Below are 22,088 nucleotides of genomic sequence, written 5' to 3' on the forward strand. Positions count from 1 at the left end.
TCAACAATGTGAAGTACTATTACCAAACAGAAAGTTAATAATGATCGTCCAGCACCGTTTTACCAATACCTTGATATCTTCCAAAGCTATATAAAGGCAAGGAATCATAATCAAAGTAATAAATGTAGCAAACAATACACCAAAGGCTAACGAAACCGCCATAGGGATCACTATTTTGGCTTGCAAACTGGTTTCTGAAATTATCGGAATTAAACCAATAAAAGTAGTTAATGACGTTAACATTATCGCTCTAAAACGGCGACCGCCAGATTCAATCACAGCCTGTTTAATTGATAATCCGCGCTGGCGTGCTTTATTGACAAAGTCGACCATCACCAACGAGTCATTTATCACCACGCCTGAAGCAGCAATAATACCAAACACAGATTGGCTAGAGAGATCCATGCTCAACAACATATGGCCAAACATAGCGCCTATCACCCCAAATGGGATCACAGTCATAATGATTAAAGGTTGTAAATAAGATTTAAGTGGGATAGCCAACAAGGCATATATTACCAACATAGATAGAATAAAATTAAACAGTTGCTCAACTAAGCTGTCCATTTGTTCTTTAATACTACCAGCTAACTCGCTGCGCACACTTGGATATTTGCGTAACATTTCAGGCAAATAGGTGCCACTTATGTCACCAGCAATTTTGTGCGCTTCGGCTACTTTAGTATCAACATTTGCCCAAACCACCAAGGTTCGACTACCATTTTCACGACGTATGGTATTTACCCCATCAACCACTTTAACATTGGCTAACTGCGATAATGGAATTTCGCCACCTTGCGGTGTTCTGATCAACACTTGGTATATTTGGCTGACTGCTTTGCGTTCATTTTTTGGATAACGCACCATAACACGAATTTCGTCACCATTACGCAATATACGCTGTGCCTCTAAACCATATAAAGCAAAACTAACTTGTGAAGCGACATCAGATAAAGTTAAGCCGAGTGAATAAGCTAGCGGTTTTAGTTCAAACTGAATTTCATCGGTTGAAACTTCCCAACTATCGTTTATTTCACTAACGCCAGCTAACGTGGCTAGTTTTTGCTTGAGTTCATTGCCAGCAGCTCTAAGTGATTCACCATCAGAGCTCAGCAAGCGGAAACTGATATCACCATCATTCATTCCTCCACCAAACAAATCATCGCGAACAGTTAAAGTTTTTAATCCAGGAATTTCTGGCATATTTTCGCGCCACATATTCGAAAAGGTGAATGGGTCAATAGGTCGAATATCTGGGTCAACTAACTTAACTTGTACATGTGCATTGGTGCGGCCACGCAAATCAACTAACAAGTTACCTATCATGCCTTGGCCGTTGTTATCGGCTTTAACCTGCTCGTCTAAGCGTCGTAACATAGACTCAACCGACAAAGCCGCTTTTAACGTATCTGATTCAGCGGTTGCCGCATTCATTTCAATTTGTATAGTTGGAAAATCGTGCGGAATTTTTGGCGTGCCAACAAAACGTACTAAACCACCTTGTAATAAACCAACACTTATCATTAAGATTGCGATAAACACAGTTAATACAGCATATCTATAATAAACCGCGAACTGGATAAAAGGCTGATAATAGTTTTCGACAAAACCTTTGATGCCTCTATCCACATAACCGCGGCAATAATCAAACGGATTATATTTATTGTGTGATTTGGGCTTCATCCCAGCTAAATGCGCAGGTAATATCAGTTTTGATTCAACCAAGGAAAAGATTAAACAGAGGATTACGACAAAACCAATTGCTTGTGAAAAAGCCGCACTCGGGCCGTCATCCATCACCATAGGCACAAACGCAGCAATTGTGGTTAATACACCAAAAGTGGCAGGTACAGCCACCCGCTGCGCTCCACGAATAACATTATCCAGTGTCGATCCCTTATCTTCAGTTTCGGCCTGAATACTTTCACCTATCACTATGGCGTCATCAACCACCACACCAAGTACTAAAATAAAACCAAACAAGCTGACAACATTGATGGTGACGCCGATTGACTCCATAGGTAAAAATAACAGTGCACCTAAAAAGCTAATAGGTAAACCCATCATCACCCAAAACGCTAGTTTTAATCTTAAGGTTAAACCTAGAATTAAAAACACCAATAAACCACCAGTCAGCATATTGGTTAACATCATGTTTAACCGACCATCTAGGTAATAAGTTAAATCAACCCAAGGCTCTAACTGCACTGACGGTGGCAAAGTTTGACGTTTTTCATCTATATATTGATTTACTATATTGGCAATGTCTGAGATGTTTTGATCTGGCGCAGCGCCAACAAAAATAGTTACTGAGTTGTCGCCATTAAACTTTGCGTATTGAATGCCTTCAACAAAACCATCATTAACCTTAGCAACATCGCCTAATTTAATTTGCGTACCATCAGCTAAATTGATCAGTGGCAATTGTTCAAACTCAAAACCCCGATAAGCTTGATTTTCAACCCGTACCGACACATAACCATTGTCGGTTTTAATTTGTCCTGCCGAACGATTTGCCGAGAAACTTCGAATAGCATTCGACACATCAATAAACGACAGCCCATATTCACGCAGCTTGTCCTGACTAACTTCAACTGAAATTTCGTAATTTAAACCACTGTAATAGTCAGTGACATTTACTTGCGGCAAGTTGCGAATTTCGTCATGAATGGTTCGGCCTAACTCTTTTAACTGCACGCTCGAAAGAGGGCCATATAAACTAATATACATCACCTCTTGCCGTGGTTTAGCGCGGCGAATAATCGGCCTTTCCATGCCATCAGGGAAGCTTGAGATAGCATCAATTTGCAGTTTTACTTCGTCTAAAACTTGTTCGGCGTCGTAACTATCATCTACTTCAATGGCAAAATGCGAGTGGCCTCGATTAGAAAACGACATGACACGTTTAAGCCCTTGTACCGACTCCAACGCTTCTTCCATTTTAATGGTAATACCTTCACTAACCTCCTGTGGTGCCGCGCCCGGATAAGAAGTGTCTATGTTGATCCAATTAATCTCAAACATAGGAAACATTTGTTTAGTGATGGTTAATGAGGTTAATAAACCACCAACAATAATAAAAACCATCAATAAATTAGCCGCGACACTATTGCGCGCAAACCAACTGATTATGCCTTTTTTAGTATCCATTAATACTTGTCCTTATTTGTCAGCTTGTTTGGCTAATACAGTTTGTTCGTCAGCCTCTTCAGACAAGTTGGAAGGTGTATCGTCTAAATTAGTGGTTAACTTCATACCAGAAACGGGATAAGCAAGCGCTGAAACAATTACCTTATCGTCTTGTGCTAAACCTTGTTGAATAACGGCTAATCCATCTTCTACTCGGTAGATATTTACATCTTTAAACTGCAATTGGTTGCTGCTATCTACCACAGCAATTTGTCCATCTTTAATCAAGTGATATTCAACTAAACTCGCTCGGCTAAGCAACTCACCTGCAATGTTTGCGACAACATAAGTACCAAATTCTATACGGCCATGCTTCTTACCTTGCGCTTGTAATGCATAAGGGTCTTGAATTTGTGCAACCAAGTAATGCATGCGGTTTAACTTATTTTTAATGCCTTCAGAACGGACAATTTTTGCGACAAATTGTTTTTTTGTCCCTTCCACTTCGCTTTCTAATTTAACTTGTGCACCCACTCCATTATTTGGCAAAAATGCTAACTGGTCTTCCGCGACAGGTAGACGCACTTCAGCGACACTAATGGCGTAAATTTCACCCACTTGCCCACCTTTGTTGGCATAACTGCCTGGGCTAACGTGGCGTGCAAAAACAATTGCATCGTAAGGTGCAACTACGCGTGTGCGCTCTAAATCGCGTTTTGCTCGTTGAACGTGTGCTTTGGCGGCTTTAACTCGAGCAACAGCTTGCGCCAACTGAGGTTTGCGTAACGCAAGCTCCGAAGGTTCTAAATCGGAAATTTGTTGCCATTCGGCTTTGGCCACCTGCGCTTGGGCTTTTTCTTGTTCTAATTGCGCTTCAGCAGAAGCGAGGTTTGCTTCAGCTTCAGTTAACCCGGCTTGATAATCGCTTGGGTCTATTTGCGCGAGTAATTGGCCTTTGCTAACAAAACCACCTTTTACAAAAGCATCGGCTAATTTAGTCACCACACCATCAACTTGAGCAACTAATACAGTGTGGTATTTAGCTTCCACTTCACCTTGCGAGCGCACATATACCTGATGTTGTTTTACTTGATTGAGTTGCACATCAACAAATGGGGTTTTATTTGTGGCTGGTTTCTCTTCTGGTGGCTTTTTCATGCTGGCAAAACCCGCCATAGCAGCCGCACCAATCAGTAAAATAACGATAGGGAAGAGTACACGTTTATTTAGAATTTTTTCCATATCTGTTTGCAAAACTAGTTTGCACTCCTGTTTGAGCAAAAGTAAGATTATTGACAAATATTACGCAAGTTAACCAACCAAGTCACCCTTTTGGCTGGCACTGGTCAGACCTAATTTTAAGCGAATAGTTCACATTTATTTACACTTGTTTTGTAACTGTTTGTAACCAAATAAGAATAACAGAAAACGTTTTCTTTTTTAACAATCCACTTATTTACGCTCATATAGGATTAAATGCTACTTGCACATAATTCTATACAAGTAACATTTAATCCCCAATATTGTCACTCAAGCAAGTTAACTCACAGCAGGTAAACCAACCAATGCCCTGCCCTCATTGTTTTTTAAAGAAAAATCTGTACCTGCATAGTTTTTTCCGTCAGCAGACAATAAAAACTCTATCGCCTGAGCCACCCATGATGGTGGAATATGGCTTTCCCAAGCCAATTGGCTGACAGGATTAATCCCACTGTTTTTGATCGCTAATTGCATGTCAGTCGCGACCGTACCAGGGCTCAAACCAATCACATTAATACCCTGAGCAAAATACTCTTTGTGTGCGCATTTAGTTAAAGAGAGTACAGCCGCTTTGGTTGAACAATAATGACTCCAACCTTCTAACGCGCTGGTAGCTGCGCCTGAGCTAATATTTATCACAGTTCCGCCTTGCGCTAACATAAGCGGTATCGCAGCACGCATACCGTGATAAACTCCTTTTAAATTAACATCAACGATATGATCCCAAGCTTGTACATCACTGTCAGCTATTCGACTAATAGGGTCTATCAAACCAGCATTGTTCACTAATACGTCAATAGCACCAAATTGCTCAAATGCGAGTTTACAAGCTCTTTCAACATCAGGATAAATAGATACATCACCAACTGCTGCGACAGCTTGCCCACCATTTTTTTCGACTTGTGTTACTAAGGCATCCAACGCCTGTGCATTACGCGCCATAACAACAAGATTAAAGCCCTTATTAGCAAAATGAAGCGCGGTTGCTTTGCCAATACCTTTGCTCGCACCTGTAATTACAATTGTTTTACTCTGCATAGATTTCATTCAATTCATTCCTAGTTAGCTGAAAAACAATTTAAGTATAAATACTCATTAATGCAGATAAAGATGCTAAACTTCATTTATTTATTGCACTTTAAACATTAATGAACACTAAATTATTGGAAATATTTCATGAAGTGGCCAATACCCAAAGTTTTGCGAAAGCTGCGCGTAATCTTGATTTAGATCCTTCTGTTGTATCACGCTCAGTGCAACAGCTAGAAGAGGAATTAAACTGTTTGTTGCTGCATAGGACAACACGGCGTTTGTCTTTGTCACAAGCTGGATTAAATGTGTTGCAGCAATCGAAAGCCATTTTAGAGCAGCTAGCTAGATTAAAAGACCAAGCTGCAAATGAAACACAAAATATAGCAGGACGTGTGTGCATTAGTGCTTCGGTCGCTTTTGGACAAGTATGTTTAATGCCTTTTGTTGAGGAATTTATTAACTTATATCCAAAGATTCAGTTGGAACTCAAGTTTACTGATCAAAATATCGATTTAGTCAGTGAAAAAGTCGACTTTGCCATTCGACTCGCACCATCAATTGAAAGCAATTTTGTCCGCACTAGGCTAATGACCACAAACTATAAAGTGTGTGCATCTAGCCGCTATCTGAATAATCACCAAACGATTGGCGCGCCAAACGACCTTACAAAACACAGACTGATTACTTTTGATCTAGCTGATTTTAAACATTGTTGGATGTTTAAATATCAACAAAACATAATAGATATTCAGGTTAAACCGCAATTAACCGTTTCGAGTGCACTTGCGGTGCGAGATGCAATAATTGATGGAATTGGTATTGGTTTATTACCCAATTGGCTTTCAGATGATTTAATTAAGCAAAAACAATTAGTTAATTTGTTTCCACATCATCAAGTGTGCGCCACCAGCTTTGATACAGCTGCTTGGATAATCTACCAAAATAGAAGTTTTATGCCGCTACGAACCAGAGTTGCTATCGACTTCTTTAAACAGAAAATTGCCGAGCATTTTAGCCCTAAATATTAAAAAATTTGCCACTGTTGCTGCATGCGTTTCAGCACTTCGCCAGGCACATTGTGTACGCTTTGCCATTTACCTTCGCAGGTGAAAACAGTGCAGTTAAACTTCAGGCGTTGTGCTAATTGCAAGTAACCCTGTAACTCCCATTTGCGTACAAAAGTATTAGCAACCACCACACTTTTTCCGCTTAACAATGCCGCTTTAGTTTGATCAAAACAGTGCTGATGGGCTTGTGGTAAATGTTGTGGATTAAACTGGTAGTGTTTGTCTGCTGAATAAAAATACTGATCAGCTTCAAAGTGGCAGAATTTAGGCTTGGATTGAACAATTTTCCGCGCGAGTGTGGATTTGCCCGAACCGGGCAAACCACGTAATAAAATAAGCTGTGGATTCGGTTTATACCGGATCTGTTGCAGCAGCTTTTTTGTTTTTAGCTGATTCATTCGCAGGTGTTACAACTTCATTGTGAGCTTGCTTTTGCTCAGCACTTTCTTTTTCAGTTGGCTTTGCTGTGATTGAATTAGTGATCCCAGTCAACGCATTGCTACCTAAGCCTTCAATCCCTACTTCACGCAATAATGCATCAACTAATGGTGCCTGGCTGCGATAACGTAAAGCTGCATCAGCAACACTATCTGCAACATTGCTGCTCGGCACCATATCACCACCACCGTTCGAGCCCATTAAGCCACCGTTCATCTGCACAATTTTAATTCCGTCAATATTTTCCATTGGTTTAACAGATTCACGAACAATCTCTGGTAAATATTTGTACAGAGCAAGTTTAAGCTGATATTCAATTTGCGCTTGTGACAACAAGTTATCCGCTTCATGCAAGGCTTTTTTACCTTCAGCCTCCACACGATAAGTTTCTGCTTTGGCTTCTGCCGCAATAGTTTCAGCTTTCGCTTGAGCTTCAGCCGCAATGCGAATTTTATCCGCTTGAGCTTGCGCTTCAGTTTTTAACGCATCAGCTCTATCAAGCGCAGCGGCTTTTTCAGCCTCTGCGGCAACTTGAATTGATACAGCTGCTTTTTCTGCAGCTTCTTTAGCGCGCAATAATTCAATGTTTTTCTGACGTTCAGCAATAGCCATTTCACGTACACTAATTACTTGCTCTTCTGCAGCAACAGCGGCAGATTCAGCTTTTTTCGCTTCAGCTTTCGCCGCTGATTCTTGTTCTGATTTCGCCGCAAGTGCAATCGCTTTGTCCTGCTCTGCAATTTCTAACAAGCTTTGTGAACGAATATCAGCTTCACGTAAACGCTTTTTCTTTTCAATTTCTAACGCTTCAATTTCTTGCTCTTTAGAGATACGCGCTTCTTCAACTGAACGTTCAGCCGAAATGCGCGCAAGTTGCGCTGCTTGCTCTTGCAAAGCTTTATCTTTTTCAATTTCAGCGTTTTGTTTAGCACGGTTCATTTCAATAGCACGTTGTTGTTCTATACGTGCATGTTCCGATTTTAAACCAATTTCCAACTGTTGCTGTTCAGCTTCTAAGTTACGCTGTTTGATTAAGGTTTCGTTTTCACGCTCAATATCGTTGCGAACTTTTTTGCGCTCTTCGGTGATTTTAGTCAGTTGTGTTAAACCTTCAGCATCAAACGCGTTATCTACTCTAAAGTGTTTTGGATCGGTTTGATCCATTGCTGTTAAAGAAACGGATTCTAGTTCTAAACCATTTTTCTCAAGGTCGATACGCACGTTGTTTTGTACCCGTTGGACAAAATCAGAGCGCATTTCGTGTAACTCTTGCATACTCATTTCTGCAGCGCTGGCGCGTAATACGTCGACAAATTTCCCTTCAATCAAGGCTTTTAGAGCGTCAACTTGTAAAGTTCGTTTACCTAAAGTTTGTGCTGCTGTGGCAATTGCTTCATGGTTTGGTGCTACGCGTAAATAAAACTCTACTGTAACGTCAACACGCATTCTATCTCTGGTGATGAGCGCTTGTTCAGCTGAGCGTTGCACTTCAAGTTTTAATGTATTCATGTTTACAGGAATAATGTCCTGCAATACAGGTAGTACAATTGCACCACCATCTTTTATGACTTTTTCGCCCCCTAAACCTGTGCGGACAAAAGATATTTCTTTTGATGCACGCTGGTATAGTTTAGAAAAAATCACCCCGATTAGGACTAAACTGACAATTGCTACAATTGCCACTAATCCAATAAAGTACAAATTGTCTAACTGATTTTGCATAATTGCTTCCTTGTTTTGGTTGTTACTACTTTATCTAATTTAACCTGTGAGTTTACCTCACCGTGATTTAGCGCATAATTTTCACAAAAACGCTGCAAGTACATCCGTGTAAGCTTTGCTTTTTCATCCCTGAAAAAGAAATTTTGCTCTAAATTATCGCGCCAACTCACTCTTGCAGATTGATTTCTGCCGCGACATCGAATTGTTTAACTAAATAATGTCCAGCCAGTGCTCGTTCAACAATAACCACCTGACTACCAGTAGTGATTTCACCTTGCTCAGGTGCCACCATTAAAAAATGTTTCTGCTGGAACGAGTCGATAACTTCGGCTTCGGCCGGAAAATTTGGTTTGGCGGTGCCGCGAATAACAGTTGCTGGCATGCCGATAAAAGTCACTGTGCTCACCGCACTGGTTTCGTTTTTTGGTAGGAGTTGCACCAACTTTCTGCCAAAAAATCTCAAGCCAAATAAAGTGGCGACACTAGATGCCAGCAACACAATAATACTTGGTAATGGTAAAAATGCATTTAGGGTTAAGCCAGCTAATGCAAAAACACTCAATAATAAAGTTAACCAAATTAGAAAAGGTAAACGCCCCAAGTTTAGCCAGCTCATTAAACCCGCTAAAGTACCAAGTGAGCCAGCGTCAATATCTGCATCTAAGTCGATATCAGGTAGCGCATCGTCTATTAATGATAATAAGCCGACACCTATTAGCTGAGCGACACCTTCAAATAATGCTAGGGCAAATAAGATAGCTAGCGCGCTGGTGTAGACTACGTTTGCGTCGCTAAGGAGAAATTCGATCATGCCAAGTTCCTTTTACAAATTGCCTAACTGAAGAATGACATATTATGTCTACTGTAGGCAAGTCCTTTTTAAGGCTTTGTTAAAAATTTATCGAGATATTAACACTCGATTTTGAATGTACTCAAGAACATAGTGAAATTGTGCTTAAAGTAAGGACATTAAGCGCATAAAAATTCCGACAAGTTCACTTCACCAATAGCTATTTATCTCAGTTAAAGCGCAAGCAGCGACACGGCAGCTCGATATGAGTTTGTTCGAATGCTGAGCGATCCCCAGAAATTTAAAGCAGCTCATAACCAACACCGTCACTACAAATTTGAAGTTGCCGGATAGCAAGCAGGCAACTTCTAATTTTAAAAACAAATCGCTGATCGGCTGCTACTCTTCGGCCAATAAAAGCCAGAGATAAGACAGTGTCACTTTTTATAGAATTAGCTTGGTATTGCCGGTGCTTATTTTCGAGTTTTGCCATCATTCCAAAAATCATCAATACCCAGTGCGCCAGCGTGGTTAGAAAGATTAGAATGGATAACCTTTTTAGGTGAGTCGTTTTATTGTATTCAAAACCCAATCCAAAACGTCGACTTTTCATATCCCTAAATCCCTCTTCAATTTGCATCCGCATTCTGTATATTTTTACCACCCGCTTGGCTAATTGATTACCTTGAGGTAACGAAGTTGCTAGTACCCAAGGCTCTCTCGCTGAGCGGCGATTATTCATTGCGGTTGTGGTTCTTAGCAGTTGACCTCGACGATTGTACGAGTGTCGGCCTTTATTATCTTGTTTATAAACGACAAGCTGGCAGTGTAGTGGGTCATACCTAGGCATTTGCACTGAAAATGATTTAGGACAAGATGTTGCTTTTGCATGCAATGTGCTGACACATTGCCAGTTATCAACACCTGTTGCATACAAATTAGGAATACGAGCTCGCCCAACGAAATCCCATCCCATTGTGAGCACACTACGAAACCATGGCGCTTTAAACCCAGCATCAGTAACGATTATTGGTTTGCAATCTAGGGGCAGTAGTTCAGCCAATTTAAATAAAAACTTGGTGTGGGTGTTACGCTTTTCTTTAGTTTTCGCGTCATGAACTTCTTCATAAACACATAACCCTCTGCCATGCGAAGCAAGTGTGGCACGTATTAAAAAATGTCGGCGATATTCGTCTAAATCAGACCAATCAACTAAGATAATTGGTCTCTTGCAATTACCGACGGTAAAATTGGCTAAAGCTTGATACACAGAAAACGTCTCAGTGTGTAAGGTTTTGTTTGATAGTAATCGGTCTGCACGCTTTATCTTGTGTTTTTCTTTAGAGTTAGATGCTAAACCTCGACCAAGTGAAGTTACCGTTGCCGCAGAGCCTGAAATTAAACTTTGCACCGCTACAACTAAGGCATTTCTTCTATGTCCGTGCATATTTGGCGTGACAAGAGTCAATGTTTTATTCAAAATAGATTTTGCTTTCATGGTGCTCAATGATTTGTGATTTTTCGCAATTGATCAGATCACCAAGCACTATGAAAGTTCCCCAAATAACTCTCATTCCTTTGTTTTATATAAATAATTTCTGGGGATAGCTCAGGTTCGAATGCTAGTTTTATAAAACTTCAAAAGGAATGGATGCCTTTTGCGAGCGGCCATGGATTGGCGAAAAGCGTTTTTATAAAATTATGCTTCGAATGAACTCATTTATACACTAACTTAAAGCACGATAAGTCAACGCTGGAAGTGTGTGCTATATGCAAAAGCATTAAAGCATAACTTTCGCAAAACCGCTGTAAATACATCCTTGTACGCTTCGCTTTTTCATCCCTGAAAAAGAAATTTTGCTCTAAGTTATCGCTCTAATACTTTTTGAATAGTGGTGCTGTGAGAAATACTGACCCAATCTGATCTAAAACAGCGGTCACGGAAGTGCGATATGAGTTTGTTTGAATGCTAATTTTATAAAACTTCAAAAGGCATGGGCGAATGAGGACCGAAGCGAAGCTTCGCAGCCGAGAGAGGTGGAGTCATGGATGACGACAGGGCCTCACCTTCAGGGATGAATATCCAACTCCCGGCTAAACGCTTTTATAAAATTATGCTTCGAATGAACTCACTTGCACCACGACTTGAAGCGCCGTGGACGCCGTAAACTAAGGTTTAAAGTGCAGACCAAAAACTAATCAAACACCACAGTTTTATTGCCATTAATAATAACGCGATCTTCAATGTGACTGCGTAGTCCGCGAGCAAGAGCAGACTTCTCACATTCCTTACCTTTACGCACCATATCTTCCACTGAATCTCTGTGACTAATGCGGACAATTTCTTGGTCAATAATTGGCCCAGCGTCTAAATCACCAGTTACATAGTGACAAGTTGCACCAATTAACTTAACGCCACGCTCGTGCGCTTGATGATAAGGTTTCGCACCGGCAAATGATGGTAAAAAGCTGTGATGAATATTAATCACTTGGCCTGCTAACTCTTTACACAATTCATCAGGGAAAATTTGCATAAAACGTGCAAGTACCACAGTGTCAGCTTTGTACTGAAAAATTAAATCGCGTACTTGATCAAACGCGGCTTGTTTTTCACCTTTGTTAAAAGGCACATAGTGATACGGAATACCATGCCACTGCGCCATTTGGCGTAAATGTTCGTGGTTCGCAATCACAGCGACTATGTTGCAGTCTAACTCACCACTGTGCCATCTATGTAATAAATCAGCCAAACAGTGCGACTCACGACTGGCCATTAACACGACGTTTTGTTTAACACTCGAATCAACAATTTTCCAGTTCATTGAAAATTGCTCAGCTAATTGGGCAAATTCTTGTTTAAATTCATCTAAACCAAGTTCAATCGACTGCGCTTCAATTTCGTTGCGCATAAAAAACCATTTAGCTTGTTTGTCGCAATGATGATTCGCTTCAACAATCGACGCTTTATGCTCGGCTAAAAAACGTGAAACGGCGGCCACTATGCCGACTTTATCAGGGCAATCTATCACTAAACGGTAACTTTTCATTGTCATGCTATTTCCAAAATAAGACTGTGATTATTTGGCAAGTTTATTCGCCATTTGGACACTTGCAGTTATAATAGCGGCAAATTTAACAAATCAAACCAATTTAAGGAATAGATATGAGCTTATCTGACGTACCAGCAGGTAAAAATTTACCAGATGAAATTAACGTTGTGATTGAAATTCCAGCAAATGCTGATCCAATCAAATACGAAGTAGACAAAGATACAGGCACAGTATGGGTTGACCGTTTTATGGCTACTCCTATGTTCTACCCTTGTAACTATGGTTTCGTAAACAACACTTTGTCTTTAGATGGCGACCCTGTTGACGTATTAGTACCAACTCCATATCCATTAGTACCAGGTGCAGTAATTAAATGTCGTCCAGTTGGCGTATTAAAAATGACTGATGAGTCTGGTGAAGACGCTAAAGTTGTTGCTGTACCTGTAAGCAAATTAACTAAAATTTACGACCACGTACAAGACGTAAATGATTTAGACGAGTTATTAAAAGCTCAAATCACTCACTTCTTCGAGCGTTACAAAGAGCTTGAAAAAGGCAAGTGGGTTAAAGTTGACGGCTGGGAAGATGCAGCATCAGCTAAAGCTGAAATCGTTTCTTCTTTCGAGCGAGCTCAAGCTAAATAATCCAGTTAGGCGGGGTGCACATACCCTGCCTAAACTTTTTGACTGAAACTAATAAATACAATTACTTAGCAAACAACTGCTTAAATAAAGCTTCTGATTCTTGAACCCCTTCATCCGTTAAAACTACAGATTTCGCTTTACCGACAGGCCCTAGATAAATATCACTGACAACTTTGTTCCGAGCCTTGCATATGCTCAGCATGGGTATATTGAATTCCCGCTGTTTTTGCGATAACTCGGCTACGGTTTTCCCCCGATTTTTTGTGCAAATAGTAATATGCAGTGACAGGCTTTTGTAACAAACAACGATTCCAAACTTCAGAAATTGGGAATTGTAAAGTCACCATACCTTGTGGCTCTGTTAACTTTACTTCATCTAGGTTAGTTGGGCTAAATGCAAAAGTTGCATTGGGCCTAGTTGAATCAAACTGAATGGAAACAAAATAGTCATCAAGATTAATATCATCACCTACCAACCAATATTCAAGCTGAGCTGAAATCGTACTTTCGGCCGAAATTTCAGTTAATGGCTGCGGCGCTATCGCTAACAATCGGATATCTGATTTTTGCTGTTTATGCTGAGTTGTACTTGTACAAGCAGAGATCAAACTTATAAACATAACAAATAGTACAAACTTACGTGTAAGCATTTAATAATCCTTTTCCTTGTGTTTGCGACGAATAATGCACGACTTCATCACAAATTCATACTCGTTTTTTATTCAAAAAATTACATTCATGGCCGATACTTAACTTATCAAACAACAACTTTTAATACTGGCTCATGTTCAAGATAACTAAAATTCTAATTTTAATCTGCAGTTTATCTATTGTATTCAACGCAAAAGTGGCAGCCGACGAAGCAGCTGAAGCTTCGCGCGCTATTGCTTGGATGCAAACATCAGCTGAGTATCAAGCTATTTTGTCGCAAACCTTTAAAACCGCAGCGAAGCAACTACAAGAGGCTGTGTTTGACGAAAGCTGGACAGCAGCGATTGAACAATTTGGTCAAAAAGGCTTAAACCAACTGCCAAATGCAATTATCTTAGACTTAGACGAAACCTTAGTGAACACCCTGTCATATCACGCGTCCCTGGTATTAAATAACAATCAACACGACGATAAGCGCTTTCAAAATTGGATGAATATTGAACGTGCCCCAATCATACCGCATGTCATGACCCTGATTGAAAAAGCGGCCAGTTTAGGTGTCACTGTATTATTAATTTCGGACCGTGTCTGTAAACCGACACCACGCGACCCTTGCCCTGTTAAAACGCAGACTTTACGTATGCTCAAACGCATCTCCATTGCCTTTCCGAAAGACCAAATGTTTTTCCGTGGTGAATATTCAGATTGGAATAAAGACCAAACAAGTCGCCGCGAGTTTATTGCTAAGCGCTATCGTATCTTGATGATAGTTGGTGATGATATTAATCAAATGATCCCACAAGTAGCTACTTTGCCTATGACAGCTCGACAAAAGTTAACGTCCCAGTATGATGAAATGTGGGGCAGCCGCTGGTTTATAGTACCAAACCCAGTTTATGGTAGCTGGTTAGATGTTTTACCAAACGACATAAAAAAATCACTTAATCCGAAAACCCACACACCAATGGGGATCAGATAAAATTTGCCTTGTAAGTAAGCTTAGTTACAATAAGCTTAACTAAGCTTATCTTTTATCGGCATATTTTAAATGGTCAAACTTCTCTCTGCTCTATTGTTATTAGGCTGTGTTTCCAACGCATTTGCACAATTAACCTTTACTGATGCGACTGTGCGTTTATTGCCTCCAGGGCTAAAACAAACCGCGGGTTATATAACCATCCACAACAGTGCTGATGTTGCCGCCACTGTTAAACTTGCCAACAGTAATATTAGTGACACAGTTGAGTTTCACACAACTATGATGCACGGTGATATGCTGCATATGATGCAAGTCACAGAATTAACCATTCCCGCGAACGGAAAACTTGAATTACAACCAGGTGGATATCATTTAATGTTCATTAACTTAGCCGATAATTGGTTTAAGCAAAAACAAGTTTGGTTAGAGTTTGTTGACAGCAACAACAACAAACACAAAGTGGCCGCGCAATTGAGTAAAATGGATGGCGCAGGCCATGATCACAACCAGCATAAGCACCACCACTAAGGAGTTAATATGCAACGTAATTTGATTAATTGGTTGTTAGGCGCATTTGCAGCTATTGGATTATTATTTTGGGTAATCAGTGTTTGGTGGAGCCAAGAACCAGATGTGATGAGTATTCAACAGCTATCACAACCCCACACTAAAGTGATTGGCTACCCAACATCCACAGCACTAATTGAAGTAGCCAATACCTTATTGAATAAACCAGGTGGCTTTACTGCCAATGACATGCTGCCGCCGTCACTATTTTTCGACAACATGCCCGCGTGGGAATTTGGCGTATTAGAGCAAGTACGTGATTTAGCTTTGGCAATGCGCAAAGATTTCAGCCGCTCTCAATCGCAATCACAAGAAGATATCGACTTAAAAGTGGCTCAACCACAATTTAATATCGACCATAAAAAATGGGCGTGGCCAAGTGCGGAAGGCGAATACGAAAGTGCTATTGCTGCAGTTGAACGTTACCGCGCTCGTTTAATCGACGACAATCAAGCCGATGCACAGTTTTATTCTCGCGCCGACAATTTACGCGACTGGCTAAAAGAAGTTGAAAAGCGCCTTGGTTCAACTTCACAAAAACTCAGTGCTAGTGTTGGGCAAAAACGCTACAACACCAACTTAGCTGGAGATGCATCTGCTAGCCAATCAACTTACGCACCAATGCAAGAAAACGTAAAAACAAACTGGTGGAAAATAGACGATGTATTTTTTGAAGCACGCGGAACTTGCTGGGCATTACTACACTTTTTAAAAGCAGTCGAAATTGATTTTGCTGATGTGCTCGAAAAGAAAAACGCTACAGTCAGTTTACGCCAAATTATCCGAGAGCTTGAAGCAACCCAACAAACGGTTTGGAGCCCGATGATTTTAAATGGTGATGGCTTTGGTTTTTTAGCTAACCATAGTTTAGTTATGGCTAACTATGTTTCGCGCGCAAATGCAGCAGTTATCGACTTAAGAGAATTGATCGCTCAAGGTTAATTTAATTTTATGAGGCAAGCTTGATTATATATCAAGCTTGCTCAACATTTCTTAATGCAGCTGTGCATCCTTAACCCGTAAGTTTCTCACCTCATCAGCCAATAAACGCGAAACATTGCCAATTTGTAAGCTTGTTGCCGCTAAACTACTGGCATTTTCGACCGAGTCTAAGCTTGAATTCATAATATGATCTATGGTGTTTCTCACCTGCTCGACCGACTCACCATGTGAGACAGTTGCATTGCCTATATGCTGCATATTCGCTTCGATATCTTGGGCAATTTCTTCAAACTGAGCCAATAAGTGCCTTGAAACTTGGGTTTGTTGCACACCTTGATCAACATACTCTCGGCTATCCTGCATTAAACCGACAGTTTCATTGGCGCCTGCGACTAAATGCTGAATGGTTTGATTTATTTCTAAAGTGGCTTCTCCAACCCGATTGGATAATGCACGTACTTCATCTGCGACCACAGCGAAACCTCTGCCAGCATGACCAGCTCTGGCTGCTTCAATTGCAGCATTTAGTGCTAACAGGTTTGTTTGATCACTAATTTTTCTAATTCCATCAAGTATTTCTACTATACTCGCTGTCTGCGTTTCAACAACTTGCATAGATAGCTGAGCTTTGCCGATATTGTTGGATAGAGCGTCGATCACCTTATTTAAAGCTTCAATACACACCTTGCCATCCCGAATTTCTTGCGACGCATGCTGAGCAAACTCTCGACTCACCCCAACACGATTGAGCATTTCATTCATGGTAACTTGCAGATTTTCTAGGGCTTGTGCGCCTTGAACCACAGCGCCCATTTGCTCGCTAGCACTATTGTCAATAGAAAGACTTGTATCTGACATATTATCGCTTGCTTGAGTTACTTCGGAAACCGACTGCTTCACTTTAAAAATGGTATCGTGATATTGGTCAAGTAACTGATTAAACATATAGGCGATATCCCCTGCTTCACTGCCTTTTTCGACATTAATTCGCCTAGTTAAGTCACCTTGATTAGCAAAACCGTCTTTTTGCGCTTGAATAAGTTGATGCATTGCTTGCAGCGTATCAACAAAGCCAGAATTCGCTTTATGTTCATGATAGTTAAGTCCTTGCATCTCACCGTCTGCTGAAACCCGCAATAAATTTAGTGCTTTTAAAACAGAAAACACGAGTAAACCACAACCAAAACCCCAGACAAAAACAGCGGCAACACCAGTTAATTGAGCAGTAAACTGAGCCATTGCACTGCCCAAAGGTAAATTAGCGACCGGTGCAACAAATGCAAGAGAGAGTGTGCCCCAAGTACCAGCAAATCCGTGAGCTGCAACCACACCAACCGGGTCATCAATTCTAAACCATTTAGCTAATGCTATTTCCGCTAAATAAACAATCGCGCCTGCAACAACACCTATGATGACAGCCCCCAATGGTGTGACAAGGTGGCAGCCTGCGGTAATACCAACTAAACCGCCAATGACACCATTAAGCATTTTCTCAATACGTACCTCTCCTTGGTGCTGCAATATAGATATCAAAAAACAACCAAAGCCACCCGCAGCTGCCGCCAACATAGTATTGACAACAATCAGTGCCACTGACTGCTCAGCAGCTAACGTAGAACCACCATTAAAACCAATCCAACCAAACCAGAGTACTAATACCCCAATAACGGCTAAGATAAGATTGTGGCCTTGAATAGGTGTATCTGTTCCATCTGGATTAAAGCGGCCAATACGTGGGCCTAACACAATAGCACCAGCCAAACCGACCCATGCCCCCAGTGAGTGAACAACTGTAGAGCCCGCAAAATCAACCATATTTTGCTGTGCTAACCAGCCATTTTCATTCCAAATCCAATGAGCAGAAATAGGATAAATACAGGCTATCAAAATTGCACTGACGAGCGCGTACGCACCAAAACGCATACGCTCTGCTACAGCTCCGGACACTATAGTTGCTGCTGTACCCGCAAAAGTTGCTTGAAATATAAAACCGGCATAATCGAGCGGTGTTTGTTCGCCCGTTAACGCAAAGTTTGAGGTACCCAACCATCCACCAGCAGAATCACCGAAGGTAAGGCCAAAACCAACCAAGAAGAAGATTAAAATAGCTAAAACAAAGTCCGTTATATTTTTTATCGCTACATTAATACTGTTTTTAGCTCTAGTTAATCCGGTTTCTAAAGCGGTAAAACCGGCTTGCATAAACATGACAAGCGCGGCGCAGATAATGATCCAAATGAGATCTAAATTGTTTTGCATACAGCCACCGATTAAATTTCTAATCAAATCCACTCAGATTCAGCAAAAAATAGGCCAGATATTAATATCCCCTTAAACCATGTTATTTGGTTAATTTAAGATAAAAATTGTTAATCTGATTTGAATTAAATGACTTTAAGCTGTGTCGAGGCTGTGCTGCGAAGGAAGTGCTCGTATGCTGCAAGTGCAAGTATGCACTTGATTGCAGCACATTTAACTAATTTGTCATATATGACTGTCAGTTAGTCGAGAAAATAATCATTGGTAATATCTAAAACTTCCAGCACATCAACAACATCCATGCCTGCATCACGTGCAGCTTGCATACCGGTTTGTGCATCTTCAAACACAATACAATCTTGCGCTGGAATACCCATTAATTCAGCACACCGTAAGAAGGTATCCGGTGCGGGTTTTGGGTTGGCGACTTGGTCGGCGCCGACAACAAAATCTAATAAATCGTATAAACCACAGGCTTTTAAAATCATTTCCGCTTCTTCGGTATAAGCACCAGTGCCGACAGCCATAGGTCGTTTACCTTTATTGGCAATGGCTAATTCAGCCAACTTAGTTGGTTTTACATAATCCAACATAGTTTTGCGTACTATATCCTCTTTAAAATCATTCATTTCTGCACTAGTGGCCGAAACTTCCACATTAAAATGTTTAACTAAAATTTCGACTGTTTCTTTGGTTGGTACACCCGCTAACGAGCGCATTAATGCAGGATCAATTGGAATGCCATATTTGTTTAATGTCTCAATCCAAGCGTTTTGGTGTAACTGACCACTGTCTACTAGAGTGCCGTCCATATCAAAAATAATGGCTTGGTAATTGTCGTAAGTATTGTTCATATTATTCGCGCTATATAATAAATATTTCTAAAAATTAGTCATATTATACCTTTATACCAAAGTTAGATGACATAAAAATATTGCAAAAGGATCTTTGTAAAATCCCCCATTTGCAGCCATGCTTAAGCACAAAGTTTTGTACTTTAACAGGGAGAGAATAATGTTTATCCAGTTGCTCAACACAGTGTTGTCAAGGATATCCCCTACCCAAGCTCAACCGGATTACGAAGCCTTTGCAAAAACACGTTCAACGAACCAAGACACTCACTCGTCAGCAACCTCCAAAAGCTTTAGCTATGCAGCTATTAATAGTCAAACTGAAATTGAAGATAACCGCAACATTAATACTGAATTTTACGATTACTTGTTGGGTAAATGCCCGACTGACATATCTGACGACAAACTCACTGAGTTTGTTGTTGAGAAAATCGTTGAACTGATACACACACCACAACAAATTTTAGTTGAAATGCCAGCGATGCCAGCTTCCGTTAATCAATTAGTTCAAGCATTAAACGACCCGAACTTTGCATTGGACACATTGTTAACGCAAATCGAAAAGGAACCTATGATTGCCGCAATGTTAATTAAACAAGCGAATTCAGCAAAATATAAAAGAGGCCTAAAACCCGTCAGTGATATCAAAACGGCTTTTGTAAACCTAGGTTCAACTGGTGTAAAAGAAGGAGTATTAATGGCTTTTATTAAGCAGTTATCACCACCTTCGAATGTGTATTTTAAATTATTTGGTGAACGTATTTGGTTACATGCGCAACAATCGGCCGAGTACGCCAGAGTGTTGGCAAAAGACTTGTTAGACGAACAAGATAGTGAAGTCGCCTATTTTGTCACGCTATTAAATCAAGTGGGAAAAATGATTATATTTAGGTTAATGATAGATGCGTTTAAAGTAGTCGATCCCAATACTCCCCCAAATTCACGAGCATTAAAAGATTTGATGCATAAAAAGTCATATGAACTAACGTTAGCCTGTGCTGAATTTTGGCAGTTACCTGAAGAGGTGGTTCGTGAATTCCCTAACCAACAAAAAACCTTGATTAGCCCATTTAGTATTAGTGCCTGTGTTGCACAAGCGATAGATATCAGCAGGGTCATTAAGTTAGTTGAAGGGCAATTTATTCAAGCAAGAGAGGGACTTGTATATGCAAAAGAACATTTGCTGTGTGATGAGGCTGAAAACTTATTAATTAAAGAAATCAGCCCGCTAATTGAAGCAACAAAAGCCTAGGGCCTGTTAGCCTTGACCTGTGCCACCAACAACCAATTCATCCAATTTTAACGTAGGTTGACCAACCCCAACAGGCACGCTTTGGCCATCTTTGCCACAAACCCCGACACCTAAATCAAGCGCAAGGTCATTACCGACCATAGATACTTTTTGCATGGCTTCAGGACCATTGCCAATTAACGTGGCACCTTTTATCGGTGCGGTAATTTTACCATTTTCAATTAGATAAGCCTCTGAACTAGAAAAAACAAATTTGCCTGAGGTAATATCTACTTGGCCACCACCAAAGTTAGGTGCGTAGATACCTTTTTTCACCGATGCAATAATTTCTTCAGGATCATGTTCACCTGCCAACATATAGGTATTAGTCATTCGTGGCATAGGTAAATGCGCATAACTTTCACGGCGGCCATTACCGGTTGGTGCTACCCCCATTAAACGCGCATTCATCTTGTCTTGCATATAACCTTTTAAGACACCTTTCTCGATTAAAACGTTGTAGCGCCCTTCAATACCTTCATCATCCACATTTAGAGAACCACGGCGATTTAACATGGTGCCATCATCAACTATCGTGCAATGTTCAGAAGCAACTTTTTGACCAATTTTACCAGCATAAGTTGACGAGCCTTTACGGTTAAAATCACCTTCTAAACCATGGCCTACAGCTTCATGCAATAAAACACCTGGCCAACCTGCGCCTAAGACTACTGGCATAGTTCCTGCTGGCGCTTCAATCGCTTCTAAATTTATCAGTGCTTGATTGACGGCTTTTTTTGCATATTGATGAAAACGAATATCGCCATCCACCAACTCAAAAAAGTAAGCATAATCGGAACGGCCACCACCACCGCCCGAGCCACTCTCTCTACGCCCATTTGCTTCAACTAATACAGTACAATTTAAACGCACTAGTGGGCGAATGTCTGTTGCCAAAGTACCATCACTCGCCGCAATTAACACTTCTTCATAAACAGCAGATAAACTAGCAATAACTTGTTTGACTCTAGGGTCTTGCGCACGCGCAACCTTTTCAACATCTTTTAATAAAGCTACTTTTTGCTCTGGTGTTAAACTCGAAAAAGGATTTGCACCACCGTAAGCTTGAATCGCCTTACTGCGTTTCAATACAGGCAATTTAAAACTATCCGATGCACGTGTAATGCCTCGAGCCGCAGTCGCAGCTTGAGTTAAGGCGGCTAAGTTAATTTCGTCGGAATAGGCAAAACCTGTTTTTTCACCTTCAACAGCACGCACACCAACACCACGTTCAATGTTAAAACTACCATCACGTACTATGCCATCTTCTAGTACCCAAGATTCATGTTGGCTAGTTTGAAAAAATAGATCAGCGTAATCCAACTTACGCTGATGCATAAAAGATAAGGTTTTTTCTAAATCACTAATATCTAATGAAGATTGAACTAAAATACTGTCTGATTGAATGCTCATTTA

Annotated in this window: 19 protein-coding genes; 6 read left to right on the forward strand and 13 right to left on the reverse strand. The window is 40.6% G+C overall.

Annotation, left to right across the window (positions count from 1 at the left end; genetic code table 11):
* The 3 genes from ACMZOO_RS05555 to ACMZOO_RS05565 all read right to left on the reverse strand — a co-directional run bounded on the left by ACMZOO_RS05555 (nt 1) and on the right by ACMZOO_RS05565 (nt 5,436).
* Nucleotides 1-3,150 (reverse strand): efflux RND transporter permease subunit, encoded by a 3,150-nt coding sequence (locus ACMZOO_RS05555; protein ID WP_440905733.1) that lies wholly within the window; start codon nt 3,148-3,150, stop codon nt 1-3.
* Nucleotides 3,151-3,162: 12 nt separating this feature from the next.
* Nucleotides 3,163-4,371 (reverse strand): efflux RND transporter periplasmic adaptor subunit, encoded by a 1,209-nt coding sequence (locus ACMZOO_RS05560; protein WP_440905734.1) that lies wholly within the window; start codon nt 4,369-4,371, stop codon nt 3,163-3,165.
* Between the two features lie 297 nt (nt 4,372-4,668).
* The gene (locus tag ACMZOO_RS05565; RefSeq protein ID WP_440905735.1) at nt 4,669-5,436 is read right to left on the reverse strand and encodes an SDR family oxidoreductase; all 768 of its coding nucleotides are present in this window, start codon (nt 5,434-5,436) and stop codon (nt 4,669-4,671) included.
* A 101-nt stretch (nt 5,437-5,537) separates the two neighbouring features.
* On the opposite strand from ACMZOO_RS05565, the gene ACMZOO_RS05570 reads away from it, so the two are divergent.
* Nucleotides 5,538-6,449 carry a LysR family transcriptional regulator gene (locus ACMZOO_RS05570; RefSeq protein ID WP_440905736.1) on the forward strand — a complete coding sequence of 304 codons (912 nt, stop codon included), beginning with the start codon at nt 5,538-5,540 and terminating at the stop codon, nt 6,447-6,449.
* Here ACMZOO_RS05570 and ACMZOO_RS05575 read toward each other — a convergent pair.
* The 5 genes from ACMZOO_RS05575 to purU form a co-directional block, all read right to left on the reverse strand.
* Complete coding sequence (locus ACMZOO_RS05575) at nt 6,446-6,886, reverse strand: ATP-binding protein (protein ID WP_440905737.1); 441 nt, start codon at nt 6,884-6,886, stop codon at nt 6,446-6,448. The genes ACMZOO_RS05570 and ACMZOO_RS05575 overlap by 4 nt on opposite strands.
* Entirely contained in the window at nt 6,840-8,648 is a 1,809-nt protein-coding gene (locus ACMZOO_RS05580) for a flotillin family protein (RefSeq protein ID WP_440905738.1), read from the reverse strand. The genes ACMZOO_RS05575 and ACMZOO_RS05580 overlap by 47 nt, the downstream gene beginning before the upstream one ends.
* A gap of 166 nt (nt 8,649-8,814) precedes the next feature.
* Nucleotides 8,815-9,459, reverse strand: coding sequence for an OB-fold-containig protein (locus ACMZOO_RS05585; RefSeq protein ID WP_440905739.1), 645 nt, complete (start codon nt 9,457-9,459; stop codon nt 8,815-8,817).
* A 280-nt stretch (nt 9,460-9,739) separates the two neighbouring features.
* Complete coding sequence (locus tag ACMZOO_RS05590; protein WP_440903923.1) at nt 9,740-10,936, reverse strand: IS4 family transposase; 1,197 nt, start codon at nt 10,934-10,936, stop codon at nt 9,740-9,742.
* A gap of 697 nt (nt 10,937-11,633) precedes the next feature.
* A complete protein-coding gene (gene purU / locus ACMZOO_RS05595) occupies nt 11,634-12,491 on the reverse strand; it encodes a formyltetrahydrofolate deformylase (protein ID WP_440905740.1) in 858 nt (285 codons plus the stop codon).
* A gap of 110 nt (nt 12,492-12,601) precedes the next feature.
* Here purU and ppa point away from each other — a divergent pair, with 110 nt between their 5' ends.
* The gene (gene ppa / locus ACMZOO_RS05600; RefSeq protein WP_016955116.1) at nt 12,602-13,132 is read left to right on the forward strand and encodes an inorganic diphosphatase; all 531 of its coding nucleotides are present in this window, start codon (nt 12,602-12,604) and stop codon (nt 13,130-13,132) included.
* 61 nt (nt 13,133-13,193) lie between these two features.
* Here ppa and ACMZOO_RS05605 read toward each other — a convergent pair whose 3' ends face one another.
* Together ACMZOO_RS05605 and ACMZOO_RS05610 are read right to left on the reverse strand one after the other, a co-directional pair.
* Entirely contained in the window at nt 13,194-13,334 is a 141-nt protein-coding gene (locus ACMZOO_RS05605) for a DUF6429 family protein (protein WP_440905741.1), read from the reverse strand.
* Nucleotides 13,294-13,782 carry a hypothetical protein gene (locus tag ACMZOO_RS05610; protein WP_440905742.1) on the reverse strand — a complete coding sequence of 163 codons (489 nt, stop codon included), beginning with the start codon at nt 13,780-13,782 and terminating at the stop codon, nt 13,294-13,296. Before ACMZOO_RS05610 ends, ACMZOO_RS05605 begins: the two co-directional genes overlap by 41 nt.
* A 134-nt stretch (nt 13,783-13,916) precedes the next feature.
* On the opposite strand from ACMZOO_RS05610, the gene ACMZOO_RS05615 reads away from it, so the two are divergent.
* The 3 genes from ACMZOO_RS05615 to ACMZOO_RS05625 all read left to right on the forward strand — a co-directional run bounded on the left by ACMZOO_RS05615 (nt 13,917) and on the right by ACMZOO_RS05625 (nt 16,271).
* Nucleotides 13,917-14,762: an HAD family acid phosphatase gene (locus ACMZOO_RS05615; RefSeq protein ID WP_440905743.1), complete on the forward strand. Its 846-nt coding sequence runs from the start codon at nt 13,917-13,919 to the stop codon at nt 14,760-14,762.
* A 69-nt stretch (nt 14,763-14,831) separates the two neighbouring features.
* On the forward strand, nt 14,832-15,290 hold the full coding sequence (locus tag ACMZOO_RS05620) for a copper chaperone PCu(A)C (RefSeq protein WP_440905744.1): 459 nt from the start codon (nt 14,832-14,834) through the stop codon (nt 15,288-15,290).
* A 9-nt stretch (nt 15,291-15,299) separates the two neighbouring features.
* Nucleotides 15,300-16,271, forward strand: coding sequence for a DUF2333 family protein (locus tag ACMZOO_RS05625; protein WP_440905745.1), 972 nt, complete (start codon nt 15,300-15,302; stop codon nt 16,269-16,271).
* A 51-nt stretch (nt 16,272-16,322) separates the two neighbouring features.
* On the opposite strand, the gene amt is transcribed toward ACMZOO_RS05625, so the two are convergent.
* Nucleotides 16,323-18,530 (reverse strand): ammonium transporter, encoded by a 2,208-nt coding sequence (gene amt, locus ACMZOO_RS05630; RefSeq protein ID WP_440905747.1) that lies wholly within the window; start codon nt 18,528-18,530, stop codon nt 16,323-16,325.
* Nucleotides 18,531-18,772: 242 nt separating this feature from the next.
* Complete coding sequence (locus ACMZOO_RS05635; RefSeq protein WP_440905749.1) at nt 18,773-19,384, reverse strand: beta-phosphoglucomutase family hydrolase; 612 nt, start codon at nt 19,382-19,384, stop codon at nt 18,773-18,775.
* A 160-nt stretch (nt 19,385-19,544) separates the two neighbouring features.
* Between ACMZOO_RS05635 and ACMZOO_RS05640 the strand changes: the two genes are divergently transcribed.
* Nucleotides 19,545-20,633: an HDOD domain-containing protein gene (locus ACMZOO_RS05640; protein WP_440905750.1), complete on the forward strand. Its 1,089-nt coding sequence runs from the start codon at nt 19,545-19,547 to the stop codon at nt 20,631-20,633.
* Nucleotides 20,634-20,639: 6 nt separating this feature from the next.
* On the opposite strand, the gene tldD is transcribed toward ACMZOO_RS05640, so the two are convergent.
* Complete coding sequence (gene tldD / locus ACMZOO_RS05645; RefSeq protein WP_440905751.1) at nt 20,640-22,085, reverse strand: metalloprotease TldD; 1,446 nt, start codon at nt 22,083-22,085, stop codon at nt 20,640-20,642.
* Nucleotides 22,086-22,088: the final 3 nt, after the last annotated feature.

Source organism: Catenovulum sp. SX2 (assembly GCF_052056295.1).
Lineage (GTDB): Bacteria > Pseudomonadota > Gammaproteobacteria > Enterobacterales > Alteromonadaceae > Catenovulum.

Bases quoted from the DNA above. Each gene is read 5' to 3' on its own strand.
- ACMZOO_RS05560 (WP_440905734.1), bottom strand. From the start codon at position 4,371: ATGGAAAAAATTCTAAATAAACGTGTACTCTTCCCTATCGTTATTTTA.
- ACMZOO_RS05575 (WP_440905737.1), bottom strand. From the start codon at position 6,886: ATGAATCAGCTAAAAACAAAAAAGCTGCTGCAACAGATCCGGTATAAA.
- ACMZOO_RS05565 (WP_440905735.1), bottom strand. From the start codon at position 5,436: ATGAAATCTATGCAGAGTAAAACAATTGTAATTACAGGTGCGAGCAAA.
- ACMZOO_RS05610 (WP_440905742.1), bottom strand. From the start codon at position 13,782: ATGCTTACACGTAAGTTTGTACTATTTGTTATGTTTATAAGTTTGATC.
- purU (WP_440905740.1), bottom strand. From the start codon at position 12,491: ATGACAATGAAAAGTTACCGTTTAGTGATAGATTGCCCTGATAAAGTC.
- ACMZOO_RS05555 (WP_440905733.1), bottom strand. From the start codon at position 3,150: ATGGATACTAAAAAAGGCATAATCAGTTGGTTTGCGCGCAATAGTGTC.
- amt (WP_440905747.1), bottom strand. From the start codon at position 18,530: ATGCAAAACAATTTAGATCTCATTTGGATCATTATCTGCGCCGCGCTT.
- ACMZOO_RS05580 (WP_440905738.1), bottom strand. From the start codon at position 8,648: ATGCAAAATCAGTTAGACAATTTGTACTTTATTGGATTAGTGGCAATT.
- ACMZOO_RS05625 (WP_440905745.1), top strand. From the start codon at position 15,300: ATGCAACGTAATTTGATTAATTGGTTGTTAGGCGCATTTGCAGCTATT.
- ACMZOO_RS05585 (WP_440905739.1), bottom strand. From the start codon at position 9,459: ATGATCGAATTTCTCCTTAGCGACGCAAACGTAGTCTACACCAGCGCG.
- ACMZOO_RS05590 (WP_440903923.1), bottom strand. From the start codon at position 10,936: ATGAAAGCAAAATCTATTTTGAATAAAACATTGACTCTTGTCACGCCA.
- ACMZOO_RS05615 (WP_440905743.1), top strand. From the start codon at position 13,917: ATGTTCAAGATAACTAAAATTCTAATTTTAATCTGCAGTTTATCTATT.
- ACMZOO_RS05570 (WP_440905736.1), top strand. From the start codon at position 5,538: ATGAACACTAAATTATTGGAAATATTTCATGAAGTGGCCAATACCCAA.
- ACMZOO_RS05640 (WP_440905750.1), top strand. From the start codon at position 19,545: ATGTTTATCCAGTTGCTCAACACAGTGTTGTCAAGGATATCCCCTACC.
- tldD (WP_440905751.1), bottom strand. From the start codon at position 22,085: ATGAGCATTCAATCAGACAGTATTTTAGTTCAATCTTCATTAGATATT.
- ACMZOO_RS05635 (WP_440905749.1), bottom strand. From the start codon at position 19,384: ATGAACAATACTTACGACAATTACCAAGCCATTATTTTTGATATGGAC.
- ACMZOO_RS05620 (WP_440905744.1), top strand. From the start codon at position 14,832: ATGGTCAAACTTCTCTCTGCTCTATTGTTATTAGGCTGTGTTTCCAAC.
- ppa (WP_016955116.1), top strand. From the start codon at position 12,602: ATGAGCTTATCTGACGTACCAGCAGGTAAAAATTTACCAGATGAAATT.
- ACMZOO_RS05605 (WP_440905741.1), bottom strand. From the start codon at position 13,334: ATGCTGAGCATATGCAAGGCTCGGAACAAAGTTGTCAGTGATATTTAT.